Below are 16,917 nucleotides of genomic sequence, written 5' to 3'. Positions count from 1 at the left end.
AAAACCGAGTAGAACAATAGCGGAAGATACCAACGATCACCTTACTATAGGGTGAGACTATTGCTTATAAATTTCAACTAGATGTCTGATGCTATTCTGCACCTCGATCACCTGTCGCAGCAGTTTCCAAATGCGTCCCTTCCGGCCGTCAAGCAGGTTTCATTAACGCTAAAGCAAGGCGATTTGTTAGGGTTGCTTGGTGCGTCGGGTTGCGGTAAAACGACTCTCTTGCGACTGATTGCTGGGTTTGAGCGTCCGCAGTCTGGAACGATTGATCTGGCAGGGCAACGGGTTGCAGGTGAGGGTATCTGGCAACCACCGGAGCGCCGCGATGTGGGTATGGTGTTTCAAGACTATGCGCTGTTCCCCCATCTTACAGTGGCAAAAAATGTTGCGTTCGGGTTGCAGCAACCGCGTCAGAAGCGTTTTTCGGCAAAGCAAAGACAGGCATTAACCGCAGAGGCGATCGCCCTGGTTGGCTTGACCGGACTAGAAAAGCGCTATCCCCATCAGCTATCAGGTGGTCAGCAGCAGCGCGTTGCCCTGGCACGTGCGTTAGCTCCCCAACCAGCTCTGGTCTTGCTCGACGAACCCTTGAGCAATTTAGATGTACAGGTGCGGCTGCGGCTGCGTCAGGAGATCCACGACATTCTCAAAACCAGTCAGACTACCGCCATTTTTGTTACCCATGATCAAGAAGAGGCGCTCTCTATTTGCGATCATGTGGCAGTCATGCGCCAGGGCACATTGGAACAGATCGACACGCCGGAAGCGCTGTATCAAGCGCCCAAATCCCAATTTGTTGCCGAGTTTGTCACGCAGGCAAATTTTCTACCCGCTCAATGGCAAAAAGACGGTTGGCAAACTGAGATTGGCTGGTTTCCAGGCGATGGCGTTCAGGGCAATGGCGTTCAGGACGATCGCCCAACTCCCAATCACGCCACTGTCATGTTGCGTCAGGAAGCCTTGCTGTTGACAGCCGATGAGACAAGTGAGCTGGTAATTCGCGATCGTCAATTTCTGGGACGTGAATACCGTTACTGGCTTGTAACGCCTAGTGGTCAAACACTTTACGCCCGTACACCTGTGAGCATAAACCTCCCAATTGGTACGGCTGTCCGGCTCTCCATAACTGGCGGATCGGTACAGGTGTTTCCAGGGGCTTAGCAGATTTCCAGCAAACAAAAGACCCGTAGGGGCAGGTTTGATACCAACGTGATCGGTTATCAGCAAAGATTCTGGCAAAACCTGCCTTCTACAAGCGGTACATTCTTTCTCAGAAATCTCCTTAGAGCGTGCGATCGCCATTCTTATGCAATCGTGATGTGGCAGTCGAAGGGAATATTAGGACAGACCTCAACCTTGCAACTTCCTCTGAGCAAGGGCTTCTATTTATCCTTTATCCTTTTGCCATGGAGCCTTTTATACCCTTGCTGTCAAAAGACAAGCGGTTTAACCAGTCCGTTCACTGGGTTAAACGCAGAGGAGCGATTGGAGCCAAGCAGCAAAATTGGTCGGTGACTCTCGGCGAAGGGCACTTGGTACGGTAAAGTTACAGATATGTATGATGACGATGATCTGAGCGTCCTTGATATTGAGGGTGATCTAGAGAGTCCTCTGGATCACATGGAGCCTATTGATTCTGGGTCGGAGGAGCCAAAGCCTGACCCGGAGGAAATGCTGCGACTACTTGAAGCGGCTGACACCAATCAGCGCATGCTGGCAGCAAGGGCTTTTTGTGAACTTCAAGACGCTCGCGCCGTGCCGCATCTCATTCGGTTATTGACCGAGCCTTGCCCACTGGTTCGTGTCAGCGCCGCTTATGCGCTGGGTCGCAACCCCAGTCGGGCTGCAGTGGAACCGTTGATTGCTCGCTTTAACGAGGATTGGAATGGCTATGTGCGTAAGGGTGTTGTCTGGGCGCTGGGCAACTGCCGCGATCGTCGTGCGCTGCCAACCTTAATTGAGGCGCTTAAAACCGATATTTCGGCAGTGCGATTGTGGGCAGCCAGCTCGCTAGCACAGATGGCAGACGTAGGCTACGAGTGTGTTGTAGCGTCCATACCGTCACTCATTGAGTCGATGCGCCAAGACCCGATTGCAGCGGTGCGGAGTAATTGTGCCTGGGCGATCGGGCAGCTTTGCCGTGAGTTACCGTCTAACGTTGTCTATGGCACGGCGATCGACGCGCTTTTGGAAGTGTTTGCCGAAGATGGTGAACTGGGCGTACGAGAAGATGCCAAAGCTGCTTTGCTTAAAGTCGGCGATCCTCGCGGCTTGCAGATCATTGAAGAGTTAGAACGAGACTGGTTTCTTTGAAATGTCCTTAACGCGCTGTGGCACCCAACCTACTGTAAGCGGTGTACCCAACCTCAGCACTAAAAGTTGGATTGACGTTACTCATGCAACGACTTGATCACGCATTATTACTGCGATCGCGTTCGGTTAACCGTGCTAAGGAAAGAGACTGTCTAACAGGTACATCCTCTACTCTAGAAGGAGAGAGTAACGCATTGACTGAAGAACAAACGCCTGATTGATCATGCCGATTGCGCCCCTGCATCGTATTGATCAGCAATTGTTTCTCAGTGCTTTATTCTCACGTTGCAACTAGAGGTTTGTTATGCGGTCAGGTTGGCGGGTCGGTTCACTGTTTGACATTCCACTATTCATTGATCCATCTTGGCTCGGCGTGCTGGTTTTAATCGCCATTCCTAGAGGGCTGCTGTGGCAAGCCAACTTCCCGCAGTGGGGCGCTGCTCTTGCTTATAGCATGGGTGTTGTCATGGCGTTGCTGCTGTTTAGCTCAGTTGTATTGCATGAGTTAGGGCATAGCCTGGTTGCCAAAGCACAAGGCATTAAGGTCAGCTCTATCACGCTATTTTTGTTTGGCGGTATTGCGTCGATCGAGCAAGAATCAAAAACACCAGGGAAAGCCTTTCAGGTGGCAATTGCGGGTCCCGCCGTAAGTTTGGTGCTGGCGCTGTTACTGGGCGCGGTGGCTTACGCGATTCCTGATCCAACCAATGCGATTAACGTGCTGGCAGTCAACTTGGCGTTGACGAACCTCATTCTGGCGCTGTTTAACTTGATTCCTGGCTTGCCGTTGGATGGTGGACAAGTATTGAAAGCAGCCATCTGGAAAATCACAGGTAGCCGCTTTAAAGGCATTCACTGGGCAGCCCGAACCGGAAAAATTCTGGGCTGGCTGGCAGTTTTGTGGGGCGCATCCAGCTTTGTGAGAGGCGATTTTAGTGGGTTATGGATTGCCTTCTTGGGCTGGTTTGGTATCCGTAATGCGACCAGCTACGATCGCATGACCGACCTTCAGGAAACCCTGCTGCAAATTAATGCAGGCGAGGCGATGACCCGCGACTTTCGAGTGGTGGATGCCGATATGAGTTTGCGCCAGTTTGCTGATGCCTACTTGCTTGAAACCGATCGCCCGACAGTCTACTTTGCTGCATCCGATGGGCGCTACCGGGGCATGGTTAGTGCTAATGACTTACAAATGGTTGAACGCAGCGAATGGGAAACGCAGACCCTTCACCGCATTGTTAAACCACTGACCAGCATTCCAACGGTTCGGGAAGCTACGTCGTTGGTTGACGTGATTCAACTGCTGGAGTCGCAAGAACTTAAGCGGATCACCGTACTTTCTCCGGCAGATGCAGTCGCTGGCATCATCGATCGTGGTGATGTGGTACGTGCCTTGACCAAAAAGGTGAACATTCCGCTTTCAGACGCACTTATCAAGCAAATTAAAGAAGAAGGGGTTTACCCACCGGGCTTTCAACTGGGCGCGATTGCTCAGGCTGCCGCTGAAGCTGGGCAGAACTAGTTGGTAAGGAAGTGAAGAGGTAAAGGGGTAAAGAGGGGAGGAAGTGAAGAGGTGCTGACGATCTTCTACGCCTCGCTCTTTACTTTCCATTCTCCACTACGGCTTAATACTGCTTCCCACTCGCTGTCAGATAACGGTTGCACTTGCAGATTAGCAGCAAAGCATTCACTCGCCGCTGCAATCAGTGCTGTCATTACTGTTTCGATGATTGCTTCTTTGGGTAACGTTAGTGGCAGTGTAGGTAAAGTTGATGTTCCTTCAAAGACCTGTTGGAATAAGGCAGCATCAGTAAGCAATGGCATCGAGCCGTGCTGCAATAACCCTAAGCCGCGACGCAGTTGGGCACTACCAATGAGTTTAGAGCCATCTGCTAATACTAAATCGGCTCCAGTTGCTGTGCCAAAGCAGTTAGCTTGATGTGCATAACTGCGTCCTGCCTGCCCATATTGGAGGGGTACGCCGAGCGATCGCCATCCTTCAATCAAAAACTCACAAATGGTCTTGTATGCCTGTAAGCGACTAGCAGCTAAACCTGATGTTACTACGGCATAAGTTAAATCGCCTTGATGCAGCACGGCTCGTCCTCCAGTTGGTCGGCGTACTACCTCTAGTGGCACGCCTTGCCAACGCAACTGCTGCCAGCCTGCTGACCATTGCTGCTGATGGTAGCCTAATGAAATTGTCGCAGGCTTCCAGGTGTAGAAGCGTAGCGTTGGCGGGTGTTGCTCCTGAAGATGCTGTGTCAGCAACCAAGAATCTAACGCCATTTGAATGCTCCCCGGCGCTTCCAGCAAGGGGATCAAACGCCAGGTCTGCATGAAGAAATTTGGGGATAAGGGGCTGAAGTAGTAAAGGGTGGAGGGAGGAGTAAGAACTCCTTTAAGACCTAGCTACCACCAAACTCAGCCTGGAGCGGCTCGTCCTGGTCATCCGCAATCGTCGCTACCAGGGTAATGGCGCGCGAAATTTCACCAGGAGAGAGATCAGCGAGCGATCGTGTTGAAAGCACCACAATTTCATTGTCCAAGATGGCAAAACGCGCTTCTAGCGTACCTGACCAATTTAACTCAAGCAGTTTGCGAGTCAGTTTAGCCTCATCTCTGGCTGGCAGCTTCAAAACGGCTGCCCATGCACTGATCGTATCTTCATTTGATAGCCCGGTAAGCTGCACAAAGACTTCAACCGTACCGTATTTAAATTTCCAGACATAGCCGCCATCAGTCTCACTCACCATGGCTGTGTTATCACTATCCAGGCTGTCAATGACTGTTTCAATTACGTCCACAATATTTGCGGCGGCATTCTCAGCATTCTGGTTCGCTGGTTCATTATCCAAGGTGCTTGGGGCTGGAACTATCTGTTGGCTTGTCATAAAAAATTCCGTACGATCGCGTTAATAAGCGGTTAGACAAGGAATGGCAGAGCCGCTTCGGTCAGTGTGCCTCATCGCTTGCACTACCTTGAGTCTACGTTAGCGTCGATTCATTATGCTGTTTCTTCTTATTCTGATTTTTTTAGGTTTCTCATTCTGATTTTTTATGTTTGTAGCCGCCTAATTATTCCTAGAGCTTGAGCAAAGTAACGACACGTGTGCCTAGGTTTCACGGCTTACCTTTTCACCAACACTATGGCTCATCTACTAGATAAGTAGTAAATAAGTAAGATGGCTAGATTAAGCAGACCGGGTTTCGACTGCGCTCAACCCGCCCCGTTACTTATAGAAAATTTGCCCTAAACGATTGCGGCTCTTTTGGTACATCCCTTTATGGTAAAGCGAACTAAAATAGTGTATAAATATTTGGACATCACTAAATTAAGAAATTAGGGATATTTTCTGGATGGAGCGGGCTTTAGAGTAAGCAGTCAGCCGAACTGTAACTCTCCTGCCAAGGGGCAAAGCGCCTACCGTTCTCTCTTACACATCATCAGGGTCGCCTGCTCAAAACTTTTTTAGCTAACAAAACACCTGTAGGAGCTAGGTTTAACAACGAGGTTGGCAGCTAAAGGTAAAGACTCTGGCAACGCCTGCTCCTACCTAACAGTCAATCTTTCTTGCAAGGCTTCTCTGTCCTATGTTTGCCTTTAGCTACTTAGCCCGTGCTGCTACTCTGCTGCCTTGATGAAGCACGTTTTTATGGATGAACGGGTACAAAAGCTGTTGTCTCAATGGGGTATTGCGTCGCGTCGTCAGGCAGAGCAGATGATTTTGGCTGGGCGGGTGCAGCTTAATGGCGCGATCGTTCAGCTTGGGCAAAAAGCGAACCCTGCGATCGATCGCATCACGGTAGATGGTGTGCTGATGCAACCAGCGCAGCGCCCCAAACTGATTTACCTCCTGCTCCATAAACCTGTTGGTGTTCTTTCTACTTGCACAGACCCTTGGCACCGACCAACGGTGCTTGATTTACTACCCTCGTCCCTTAAAGAAGGTCATGGCATTCATCCTGTCGGACGTTTAGATGAAGACTCTACTGGTGCGCTGCTACTAACGAATGATGGGGCGTTGACCTTTTATCTAACTCATCCTCGGCACCATATCCCTAAAACATATGAAGTTTGGGTTGAAGGTTATCCTACTGAAGCAGTCTTACAAGAGTGGCGGCAGGGTGTGCTCTTGGCAGGTCGTCTCACTTTACCAACTCAAGTGACAGTCCTTAAGTGTCATCCAGAGCGTAAAACACTTTTACAGGTGATCTTAACCGAGGGCAGAAACCGTCAGATTCGCCGCGTTGCTGCACAGTTAGGACATCCAGTGCTTTCTCTGCATCGTACGGCGATCGGTCCCATTCAACTGCAAGATCCGAGTGCATTAGTATTAGCAAGTGGGCAATACCGTCCCTTGAAAGATGCAGAAACCAGTTTCTTGAAAACTCAACTTGACTTACTATCAGAAGGGGAGACAGTGACGCGCGAGGAGTACAGCCGATGAGTAACCAAATGACTCAGATCAGCCCGGAGCAGATAGAAAGGCTCAAAGAATTGGGTGCCTACTTGCAGCAAGTGCGTCAGAAAGAGCGAATTTCGCTGGAAACGGTGGCAAAGAAAACGCTCATCCCGGTGCGTTTGCTGGCAGCGCTCGAAATCGGCAACACAAAGCAATTGCCGGAGCCTGTCTACATTCAGGGTTTTATTCGTCGTTATGCGGACGCGATCGGTATTGATGGAGCCGATCTGGCGAATGCGTTTCCCGCTCAGACAGATTTGAGGGCACCCAGACCTTCGTGGCGCGGTACTGTGCAAGCGCAGCTACGCCCATTACATCTCTATTGTCTCTACACAGTCTTAGTCGTGGGTGCTGTCAGTGGGCTATCTTACCTGTTAAATCGTTCCTCCACCCCACAAATTCCTGGGCTTGTAGCAACCGCACAAAAGCGCGAACCAGTCATTACACCTGTGCTACCAAATGGACCAGTCAATATTGCTGCCCAACCTACTGTTAGCCCGACAGCAGGTAATAAAACCGCACAGCTGCCTACCGTCGTGTCGCCAAAGTCAGTTCGTATTGGGTTGACGATGACATCTCAGTCTTGGGTTCGCATTGTTGTTGATGGTAAAACTGACTTTGAGGGCGTTCTATCGGAAGGCACCCAGCGTGCCTGGGAAGCGGACAAGCAGTTGGTTCTACGAGCTGGTAATGCTGGTGGGGTTATGGTTAGCCTCAATGAGGGTCTACCAAAACCGCTAGGAGAACCAGGAGCTGTTGAAGAAGTAACGTTTGGGTCGAATGCTCAAGCAGCTAACCTAGCCGCTTCATCAGAGTCTGCAAGCTTAACGGCATCACGCCCTAACCCGTTCTAAGTCACTTTTGTTCTAAGTGATTGTCTGCATGCATCCGTGGTAGAGCAACAATGAAATGGGTCTGTCCATTGCTACTTTCTACGTGAATGCTTCCTTTGAGGTGCGTGACTAATCGCTTTACAAGTGCTAATCCCAAGCCTATACCGCCCTGTTTCCAGGGATCGCTGCTGGGAATGCGATAGAACTTCTCAAAAATACGGGTTCTTTCGTCGGCAGAAATTTCTACACCTGTATTGCTGACTTTGAGTTCAACGCACGTTGGTGTAGCACTAGCAGCGAGAGTAATCGTTTGGTCTGACGGCGTATACTTGCACGCGTTGTCAAGTAGCTCTATTAGGATGCGTCGCAGCCCAGTAAGATCCGTTATTAGAGACGGCAAACCCGGCTGCAAGACAACCTGCAAGGTTTGCTGCTGCTGGGCGCGGTTGTGAAATGCTGTAGCGATCGCAGGCAGACAATCATACAGGTTCAGGGTCTCAAAGCTTAGGGGCGTTTTGACCTCTAAATGCTGTAGTTCTAGTAGGTCGCTGATTAGACTAATTTCGCGTTCACACTCGTCGTGCAAAATTTTTAGATAGGTATGGCATTTGCTGGCTGGTTTGCCGTCTTCCTGAGCAATGTCTACATTATCTTGAGGCAGCGATCGCTCAAGCATCTGTATCGCGAGGCGTATGTTGGATAGAGGTGTTCGTAATTCGTGAGAGACAGTGCTCAAAAAATCGTCTTTGAGTTGGCTCAATCGCTCTAGCTCCTGCACTTGCGCCTGCGATGCTTGGTAAAGACGTGCCTGACGAACAGCGATCGCGCATTGATTGGCAACCTGCTGCACCAAACGAATTTCTAGCTCACTTAAACTGCGTTCTTTGGGGTTAATGAGCCACAGATCGCCGATCGTTCCAGTTTCGTTGATCATTGGGCAGGCAAACATAGCAACCTGACCACGCACTGGGCTTGGCACCAGTGAGCAAAACTGAAAGTGGTAGCCCTCTGTAAGTTGTGCATACAGTTCGCTATAGACCTCCATATCAATCACCTGATTGTGGTAGCCAGCAATGGAGGCAGCGTACTCGTAATGCACGCTAGAGGTGAGGCGCTCGCGATCGTACAGCGAGGCATTGCAACAGCCCAGATCTAGCGCCCAGGCTAGTTCTTGCACGGCTGTCTGCAAAATTTGACTCTCGTCCAGACTATCGCGCACTTTATCAGTGATTCGCTTTAGGGTGGCTTCAAACTCTAAAGCACGGTGGAGTTGAAGCGTGCGCTGCCTCGTCTCTAGGCTATATTCGCCAACCTGGTCTTCCAACTCAGCATTAAACTGATCAACCTGCCGATGGAGTTCAACATGCTGCAATAAGCGCCGTACTCGCTGGCGCAGCACTGCCCAGTGAATAGGCTTGGTAACAAAATCGGTGGCACCACATTCAAACGCTCGGTCAACCGATTCGCGATCATCCAGGCTCGTCACCATGATAATTGGCGTGGAATGGCTTTCGGGTAGGGCGTTCAGCTTACGGCAGCAAGTAAAGCCGTCCATACCAGGCATAAGGGCATCGAGTAGCACTATCTGCGGTTGATAGGTTGCGTAAGCATCAAGTGCCTCTGAGCCATTATCAGTCTCGATCACACGGTAGCCATCAGATTCCATCGCCTGACGGAGTGAGAGACGTATAGCGTCATTATCATCAACAATGAGAATGAGGGGCGGCGTGTTTAAGTGCTGATGGGTACGATTGTTGCCTAAAAGCTTTAGCCTTTCGCTTTCAGTAAGGGTTGGCATATTACAGTTAAATTAAAAGACAACAATTGCTAAAACAATATATGAGAGCAAGTGATCGCTTAGCCCTTGTTTTGATTATTTAGCAGGCTCTTTAAAGTTGGTACTAAATGGGGATATATGTTGCACAGAATGCCCAGCACATGCAAAATTAGCTCAAATTTAGACAAACTTGCTTACTTTAGATATTTCTTTAAACTGAGTTAAGGGCTAAAGACCAACTTTGAGGTGCATGATTATATCCACTCACTACCTGGAAAAAATGAGCGATCAGCTTTTCAAGCGATGATGAGGCACGCACTTTATCCTGTTGCATTCCTGTTCCATAGTTTACTGCCTGACATAATGTTGTAAAGTTCAACTGCTGATTGCTCTTATAGCGATCACCTTAATGTCTTGCCGTTATGCAATGACTGATACTGAGCCAAAAGTGCAAGTACTGAGTGAGGAATGCGCTTGACTCAGTACGATTGACGCAAACGAACAGTAAGCGGAGGCAGCGAAATATGCGTATACTCTTAGGTAGCTTCGTGCTGAGCGTGGGTTTAGCCGTTGCATTAGCACCAGTCCAGGCGCAAATACCCGCTAAACCGCAAGTAACGGCAATAGTAGAAGCGCTGCGGCAGGCGGCACCTAAAACGGGTCGGTCTAACGACGGCTTATATAGCGACTGGCAAGTTAAGCCTGGTACGCTTGCCGTTTGGTCAAAAAGTTGTCTGAAGCGGCAAGTAACACCAGCCCAGTTTGACCGCAATCCGGCTCTGGCAAGGCAGGTCATTACCTGCGTCGTGCAGGATGAATTCAACCAAAGGCTACGGCTTAATGCTAATAACGAAAGCAGTACTGTACAAGCTGTTGCCTGTTGGTGGATGACTGGCAAGGACAAGGGCTGCACCAGTGGCGCGACTGCTAACTATGTGCGAACCGTGACCCAATATTATCAAAAGCTGCGCTAACCTGCTGAAGAGTCACTACAGCCTAAGGCAGCCCTTGAGTCACTATAGCCCAGGGCAGCGCTTGCGACTCTGTGTCTCTGTAAGGAACGTGGTTAAGTTACTCTCCTTTCACAAGCTGCCAGAGAATGCTATGTCAGTTTGTGCTTAAGCCAAAGAGCTGCTTTGCCATGCTGATAAAGGGGATCTGGATCGAGAGCAATCGCACGGTCATACGACTCAACGGCATTACCGTAGGCTGCCATCTCTGTTAGCAAAAGCGCCCGGTTAAACCATGCTTGGTGATAATTCGGTTCTATTGCGACTGCCCGGTCATAGCTATGCAGGGCTTCAGCTTGGCGTTTCATGCCTGACAGTGCATTACCGCGATTGCTCCAAGCTTTGCAGTTACCAGGATCAAGGGCGATCGCCTGATCAAAGGCTGCGATCGCAGCCGCATATTGCTCTGTTTCACAAAGCCGGCAACCCTGGTCATGCCAAAACTCTGGTTGGGACTGGTCAAAAGCAGTCATGATCGGTAGCCCTTAGATTCCCTTTCTATTGTCGGCAAACGAGCGGTAAATAACCAGGGATTTAAGGAAAAGCTAGCGCGTGATGCGAAGAATTTTGTCTTGTTGCGCAGGACAACTGCCGCGACCATCACAGTTGCTGGTGGTGATATACAATTCGCCATCGGGTCCCATCACAGCATCTCTTAGCCGTCCCTGCTGACCCTGCAAATACACTTCATGCTGCTTCACCTGGTTGGATTGAGGATCAATGACCACACGCTGCAAGTGTTCTGACCGCAGCCCTGCCACAATAAGACTGCCTTTCCATTCAGGAATCGCGTTGCCAGTGTAAATCGCTGCGCCTCCAGGGGGTAATGCTTGCTGCCAGACGATCGCAGGTGTTACTAATCCTTGCCGTGTTTCACAGCGGTAGGTGGTGGGCCAGCCCAGATTATCGCCTGCTTGAGCAACACTGACTTTATCGTGTCCCGATCGCCCTAATTCACCACTGGGACCATGATCGCTAACCCACAGAGTTGAGGCATTGACCCAATCAAACCCTTGAGTGTTGCGAACACCCGTGATGTAGACTGGGTTGCCCGGAAAAGGATTATCGGTGGGCACTTGACCATCAGGAGTGACGCGCAAAATCTTACCTGCCAAGCTTTTCACATTTTGAGAAAGGTCAGGCTTTCTAGCATCCCCAGTGCCGATGTAAAGCATGCCGTCAGGACCAAAGCGAATCCGTCCGCCATTGTGGAACTGTGCGACTGGAATGTTGTCAACAATGGTGCGATCGCGGGTGGCACTTAAGCCATTCGTTGACAGCCGCCATCGTTCCACTCGATTAACTGGAGAGCCATTCTTGTCTGCCGTGAAATAGACATAAAAGAAGCGATTGTTGGCAACGTCAGGATGAGCGGCAATGCCCAGCAAGCCACCTTCACCACGATCGCTGACATTAATAGTGGCGATCGCCTGAGGGCGCAATTTGCCCTTCTGCACCAACCTCACTCGCCCTGGCCGTTCTGAGACGAGGAGGTCGCCGTTTGGTAGAAAGGCAAGTCCCCAGGGCACATCTAGCCCTGTCACTACTTCTTCTACTCGCACCTTGACCTGCCCTTGTGGACCAAAGCCGTTTTCCACTAGCCTACAGCTTGCTGGTTGCACCGCTACAGGTTTAGCAGCCGTTTGAGCCTCCTGACTTATTGTCTCTGTTGCCCTAGGCGTTTCGCTAGCTGACTCTTGTGTTGGTGTGCAGGCAAACAGCCCTACTAGAGTAAGAATGAGCCAAGGTGTGTGAATATGGAGTGCTTTCATATGTCTCGCTCTTCGTTTTAGTCCATGTACGACACCTGTCAAATAACGCCACTGGTGCCACCTATAAACAGAAGCAAACCGTCGTTTTCTTGCTCACGTCTCCAGGGCATTGCCTCAGTTTAAGGGGCAGCCATCGCTGCTGCCCGCCCGAATTGGGTTAACTTCTTCAAAGGGTCGGTCTTCGTCTCGTCTGTCAGATCCGTGATCCATACCCTATGCTTCATTTGTTCTGGGACACCATTCAAGTTTCATGGATAAAAGTGACATGAAGGTGACAGATTACCCGCTGTTCACGTCTCTTTTGAAAATGCTGCCTAACAGCACGGCTAGCTGGGTCATGCTCAAGCTTTCTTTAACAAAGCCGCTTTCCAACACAGAGTGCAGCTAAACGGCTGGAAAGCGGTTAGCACCTAAGCCACTTATGCAGTTTCTACGGCACTGCGAGGGAGATTTTTTAGAAAAGATAAAAAGCTGGCGATCGCTGGAAGAGGGCTTAATACTGCATCATTCCGGCTGCGGGTTTGCTACTGAAGACGCTGTGTTACCCAAAGCGATTGACCATTATCATCGGTTTCTAGATGAGCTAAACGCCAGGTTTTGCCCTCTTTTTGCCGTTGCAGATAAACTTCAAACGGATTCTGCTGGGTGATCCGTCGAGTAGGTAGCTTGGTGGTGACATTGTACGTGCCGCGCACGCGAAAGGCTTTCAGGTCTTCAATGGTGAGAGGTGTTTGTTCGGCAATAGCCACTCGCTTAATTTCTAGATCAGTGGGTTGCACGTTGAGCCGGAGTTGCTGATTGAGCGCTGCTTGAGTTTGGTGAAGCTGTTGCGCGATCGCCCGTTCTACTAGCTGATGGCTGGGACCCCTAATCGGCAGCCCACAAGCTGTCAACAGCATAGCTAGAACCAAGGCTCCAACACCCTTCCAAATTCTTTGCATCATTCACTTATCGCTGCAAATTGCCTTCTCAGCGATAGTATACGACTGGGCGGTAGACAGGATTTGCAAAGTTTGTCATTAGGCACTGTTCGCTAGTTAAGCGCGTCGCTATTGAATACCAGCCCTGTATTGATCGTACTGGTGCTGGTGGTATAGCAGCCGAAGAGGACGTTAGGACAGACGTAAACCTTGAAACTTCGTTTGAGCAAGGACTTCGATTCATCCTTCATTCTTTTGCTATAGCTAATGCCGGCAGACAATTCTCCAGAGAGGATGGCTCACTCCCTGTAAGCGAATGCGCTGTACCTGCTGCTCTAGCCGGTGTCGATCGCGAGGCGAAAGCCCAAACAGAGCATTGCGACTTTGCCAGAGCAGTGTGGCAATTGTGAAACCGATGCAAGTAGCGAGTCCGATCGTGGGAAGCCGATTGAAGGCTAGCCCATAACGCACCGCAGTCCACGTAAAGTAATCCAGCAAGAGCGAAATGGGATAGCGCAAGCCCCACAGGCTTAATAAGCCAACGGTAAGCCACAAAACTCCAACCACACACCAGCGTGCATAGATGGTGAGACGATAGAGCCGTGCAACGTCCTGCTGCAATGTAGGGTCGATCGCATCAGCATTTACAGCTACCGATGGGTTCTTTTCTGATTGATCCATACTATGGCTTGGTCAGGCATCATCTGCTCTAGTGGAAATATCGTTGGTAGAAGCAAGATTACTTCCACCTAGATCCACAGTGGCAGTCGCGGGCGTCAGCACCTCCGCTCGCTCACGCCAGAAGGCTAGAAGTGTGCCAGCAATAAAGATGCTGGAATACGCGCCAACTCCAAAGCCAATAATCAGCGCGAGCGCAAAGTTTTTCAGGGTTTCACCACCGAAGAAAAAGATCGAAAACAGCGTTAGCAGTACCGTGACAGTCGTGTTGATGGAACGTGCTAGCGTTTGGTTAACGGCTTCATCCACAATGTCATTGATCGGGCGCGTTGGGCTTTCAGCTTTCGTTTCGCGGATACGGTCATAAATAACAACGGTATCGTTTACCGAGAAGCCAACGATCGTCAGCAGCGCCACAATGAACAGGCTATCGACCTCAGTGCCAATGGTCAATCCCAGCATGGCAAAAATGCCGACTGTAATCAAAACGTCATGAAAAAGCGCAATGATCGCAAAGATTGCATAGTCTAACTGAAACCGGAAGCTCAAGTAGACCATGATCAGCGCAAACGAGACAATGAGCGCTAGCATTCCAGACGCAAACAACTGCTGTCCAATCACTGGACCAACTGTATCAATCTGGTTTTTAGTCGGGTCAAACGCCCCAAGCTTACTACTTAGTGTTTCCAATACTCTCACCCGCTCGTCTGGGTTAAGCGGTTTCGTACGAATCGACAGTGCTTGCTGCTCCTTCCCTAACAGTTGGATACTACTATCGCCAAGCCCTTCAGCCGTCATGACATCTCGCACTGCTGCAATGTCGATCGGCTGGTCGCAGGCATTAGGCTTTGAGCAATCTCGCTCAACCTGAAGACGAGTACCACCAACAAAATCCAGGCTTGGGCGCAGAGGCGAACCCAACTGCTGCCAGGAGATCAGCATTGCAATGATGCCTGCCAGAATCAGTACAGACGACACCGTCCACCAAAGTTTGCGTTGCCGCACAATTTGCAGTTTCATGGGGTTGCCTCCACCTGAGATTGATTCGCTGATGGCAGTTTAGGACCGTAGAATTCTAGCTTCCGCAGCCTGTGAATGCTCTGTACATAAAACAGCAGAGTCCGGGTACAGGTCAAAGAAGTGAACAGACTTAAGCCAACGCCTAACGCCAGAGTGAGGGCAAAGCCTTTGACCAAGCCAGCACCAAGCCAGAAAAGAGCTGCACAGGAAATCAGAGTCGTCACATGACCGTCCAAAATACTTGGAAACGCTCGGTAAAAACCCCCTTCGATCGATCGGTAAAGGGTCTTGCCTGCGCGTAACTCTTCTCGCGTGCGCTCAAAAATTAGCACATTGGCATCTACTGCCATCCCAATGCTGAGAATAAAGCCAGCGATACCCGGAAGAGTGAGGGTCACACCCAGGAGATTAAAGGCCGCATAGGTGAGAACGGCATAGATTAGTAGGGCAACATCGGCAACAAGTCCGGGCAGCCGATAGTAAGCCACCATGAAGATCAGCACCAGCACCAAGCCGCCAATGCCTGCATAGATGCTGCTTTGCACGCTGTCTCGTCCTAAGGTCGCGCCAACGGTACGGTTTTCCACGACTTCTACAGGCAGAGGCAAAGCGCCACCTCGAAGTTGTACCGCAATGTCGCTAGCTCGTTCAGCTGTGAAGCTACCTTCAATCACGGCCCCGCCGCCCGTAATGCCCGTTTGAGCGTACTGCACATCGACAGTGTAAGCAAAGTCAGCACTAATGGGGGCAGCATCTAGAAAAATGCCGAGTGCACGTCCTGTACCGGCAATGCTTTTCGTTAGTTCTGCAAAAAGTTCGCCGCCGCGTGGATCAAACCTCAGCCCAACGTGCCAAATGCTGGCAGCACCAGCAGGTTCGGGATAGGCATCTTTGAGATTTTTGCCTGTCAGTTCCGTTTTTTCAAAGAGGGTAGCGATCGAGTCATTGGTCGCTTTTAGCTCTGCCTGATTTTTCGCGATCGCGGCTTGATCCGGATTTTTTCTTAGCTGCGCCTGTACTTCTAACTTCTCACGCAAATTTTGTTTTTCAATTTGCAACTGCGCCTCTGTACCAGGCTTTTGCCTGCGGAAATCGAGCTGAGCCGTGCCACCCAATACACGCTCTGCCTGCTTCGGATCGTTCACGCCCGGTAGCTGCACCAGAATCTGGTTGTTGCCAGCGGTTTGTACGAGCGGTTCGGATACGCCCAATCCATTAACTCGCCCTTCGATCACCTTGCGAACGCCTTCAAGGTCTCGATCGGTAATCTCTTGAATTTCTGGCGTTGTTTTTACCTGAATCGTGAGCTGTGAACCACCTTGCAGATCCAAGCCCAGACGTGCTGGCACTTTGACGATAACAACAATGGCGGCAATCAGCAGCACTAAAATTAAGCCTAAGAGCGATCGCTGTCTTCCCATACTGTGACCCCTGTAACAAACGCTATGATAGCGCTTTAAAGTATTTGAATTTTGCTTTGACTGGCGGTGAAGTGGAAAGGCGTTTTGGCGGTTGGCTTGAGCTAGCAAGCGCAGTTCGCCATTCGCTCAACGTCTGCAACGCCTATCAGAAGAGAGACTCACCAGCTAGTAGTCTCTATGCATAAGACAATTACAAGACATGAACCCTCTCAATATCTGTCTCGCTAGCTTTTATTTTGTCTCCTTTGGTTTTCTCCTTTACCCACGGCATCTTGCCTTTGATGTTGACGGTTAAGAGGGTTCTCCTGCGTACATTTCTTTATGCTGCCTTTATAAAGTACTAGCGCTTAAAAACAGGAACAGGAAGCAACCGGAACTCTGTAAATCCACACAGTTCAATCATTTGCCAGAGCACTTCTTGATTTTAACCAGTACTAGCTTGTGAAGTCTCCGTAATTGCACTAGGCAAGGCGATCGAGAATTAGATAATTTACCAACAGAGGGATTAGGATTCACGCTCTGAAGTGTCTAAACACCCAGCCTTCATCGAGCACACTTTCACCAGCGTCTTCACTAAGCATTAATTGCAAACGCAACTGAATTGATGAACTTACCAGTTTTAACTTTGAGTCTCAGGACACCTGCTAGTAGAACATAAACCTATGTTCTGCTTAATAAAAGTCGTTTTGTACAAAACAAAA

Annotated in this window: 16 protein-coding genes; 6 read left to right on the top strand and 10 right to left on the bottom strand. The window is 50.0% G+C overall.

All coding sequences use genetic code 11. The features are described 5' to 3' along the window. Positions 1-81: 81 nt before the first annotated feature. Positions 82-1,167, top strand: a complete 1,086-nt coding sequence (locus tag H6F86_RS30215; RefSeq protein ID WP_190455006.1) for an ABC transporter ATP-binding protein — start codon at positions 82-84, stop codon at positions 1,165-1,167. Between the two features lie 393 nt (positions 1,168-1,560). Next, on the top strand, positions 1,561-2,319 hold the full coding sequence (locus H6F86_RS30210) for a HEAT repeat domain-containing protein (RefSeq protein WP_190455003.1): 759 nt from the start codon (positions 1,561-1,563) through the stop codon (positions 2,317-2,319). A 97-nt stretch (positions 2,320-2,416) separates the two neighbouring features. On the opposite strand, the gene H6F86_RS30205 is transcribed toward H6F86_RS30210, so the two are convergent. Next, positions 2,417-2,578: a hypothetical protein gene (locus H6F86_RS30205; RefSeq protein ID WP_190455000.1), complete on the bottom strand. Its 162-nt coding sequence runs from the start codon at positions 2,576-2,578 to the stop codon at positions 2,417-2,419. 45 nt (positions 2,579-2,623) lie between these two features. Between H6F86_RS30205 and H6F86_RS30200 the strand changes: the two genes are divergently transcribed. Further along, positions 2,624-3,841: a site-2 protease family protein gene (locus H6F86_RS30200; protein WP_190454997.1), complete on the top strand. Its 1,218-nt coding sequence runs from the start codon at positions 2,624-2,626 to the stop codon at positions 3,839-3,841. Between the two features lie 65 nt (positions 3,842-3,906). Here the strand turns inward: H6F86_RS30200 and H6F86_RS30195 are convergent, their stop codons facing one another. Further along, on the bottom strand, positions 3,907-4,659 hold the full coding sequence (locus tag H6F86_RS30195) for a lipoate--protein ligase family protein (RefSeq protein ID WP_190454994.1): 753 nt from the start codon (positions 4,657-4,659) through the stop codon (positions 3,907-3,909). A gap of 68 nt (positions 4,660-4,727) precedes the next feature. After that, positions 4,728-5,213 carry a YbjN domain-containing protein gene (locus H6F86_RS30190; protein WP_190454991.1) on the bottom strand — a complete coding sequence of 162 codons (486 nt, stop codon included), beginning with the start codon at positions 5,211-5,213 and terminating at the stop codon, positions 4,728-4,730. A 762-nt stretch (positions 5,214-5,975) separates the two neighbouring features. Here H6F86_RS30190 and H6F86_RS30185 point away from each other — a divergent pair. Together H6F86_RS30185 and H6F86_RS30180 are read left to right on the top strand one after the other, a co-directional pair. Continuing rightward, positions 5,976-6,770, top strand: a complete 795-nt coding sequence (locus tag H6F86_RS30185) for a pseudouridine synthase (protein ID WP_190454988.1) — start codon at positions 5,976-5,978, stop codon at positions 6,768-6,770. Continuing rightward, complete coding sequence (locus tag H6F86_RS30180; protein ID WP_190454985.1) at positions 6,767-7,639, top strand: RodZ domain-containing protein; 873 nt, start codon at positions 6,767-6,769, stop codon at positions 7,637-7,639. The genes H6F86_RS30185 and H6F86_RS30180 overlap by 4 nt, the downstream gene beginning before the upstream one ends. 1 nt (position 7,640) lies before the next feature. On the opposite strand, the gene H6F86_RS30175 is transcribed toward H6F86_RS30180, so the two are convergent. Then, a complete protein-coding gene (locus H6F86_RS30175) occupies positions 7,641-9,416 on the bottom strand; it encodes a response regulator (RefSeq protein WP_190454982.1) in 1,776 nt (591 codons plus the stop codon). Positions 9,417-9,919: 503 nt separating this feature from the next. Between H6F86_RS30175 and H6F86_RS30170 the strand changes: the two genes are divergently transcribed. Then, positions 9,920-10,369: a hypothetical protein gene (locus H6F86_RS30170; RefSeq protein WP_190454979.1), complete on the top strand. Its 450-nt coding sequence runs from the start codon at positions 9,920-9,922 to the stop codon at positions 10,367-10,369. Positions 10,370-10,497: 128 nt separating this feature from the next. Here H6F86_RS30170 and H6F86_RS30165 read toward each other — a convergent pair whose 3' ends face one another. The 6 genes from H6F86_RS30165 to secD form a co-directional block, all read right to left on the bottom strand. Continuing rightward, on the bottom strand, positions 10,498-10,878 hold the full coding sequence (locus H6F86_RS30165; protein WP_190454976.1) for a tetratricopeptide repeat protein: 381 nt from the start codon (positions 10,876-10,878) through the stop codon (positions 10,498-10,500). Positions 10,879-10,950: 72 nt separating this feature from the next. Further along, positions 10,951-12,177, bottom strand: coding sequence for a PQQ-dependent sugar dehydrogenase (locus H6F86_RS30160; RefSeq protein ID WP_190454973.1), 1,227 nt, complete (start codon positions 12,175-12,177; stop codon positions 10,951-10,953). 524 nt (positions 12,178-12,701) lie between these two features. Further along, positions 12,702-13,121, bottom strand: a complete 420-nt coding sequence (locus tag H6F86_RS30155; protein WP_190454971.1) for a hypothetical protein — start codon at positions 13,119-13,121, stop codon at positions 12,702-12,704. Positions 13,122-13,361: 240 nt separating this feature from the next. Then, on the bottom strand, positions 13,362-13,778 hold the full coding sequence (locus tag H6F86_RS30150; RefSeq protein ID WP_190454967.1) for a hypothetical protein: 417 nt from the start codon (positions 13,776-13,778) through the stop codon (positions 13,362-13,364). A 12-nt stretch (positions 13,779-13,790) separates the two neighbouring features. Further along, a complete protein-coding gene (gene secF, locus H6F86_RS30145; RefSeq protein ID WP_190454964.1) occupies positions 13,791-14,795 on the bottom strand; it encodes a protein translocase subunit SecF in 1,005 nt (334 codons plus the stop codon). Next, positions 14,792-16,216, bottom strand: a complete 1,425-nt coding sequence (gene secD / locus H6F86_RS30140; protein ID WP_190454961.1) for a protein translocase subunit SecD — start codon at positions 16,214-16,216, stop codon at positions 14,792-14,794. Before secD ends, secF begins: the two co-directional genes overlap by 4 nt. Between the last annotated feature and the right edge of the window lie 701 nt (positions 16,217-16,917).

Source organism: Phormidium sp. FACHB-592 (genome assembly GCF_014695795.1).
In the GTDB taxonomy this organism is placed as follows: domain Bacteria; phylum Cyanobacteriota; class Cyanobacteriia; order Leptolyngbyales; family Leptolyngbyaceae; genus Stenomitos.
Note: the sequence above shows the minus strand (reverse complement) of the source record. Positions and strands in the feature narration are given on the sequence as shown.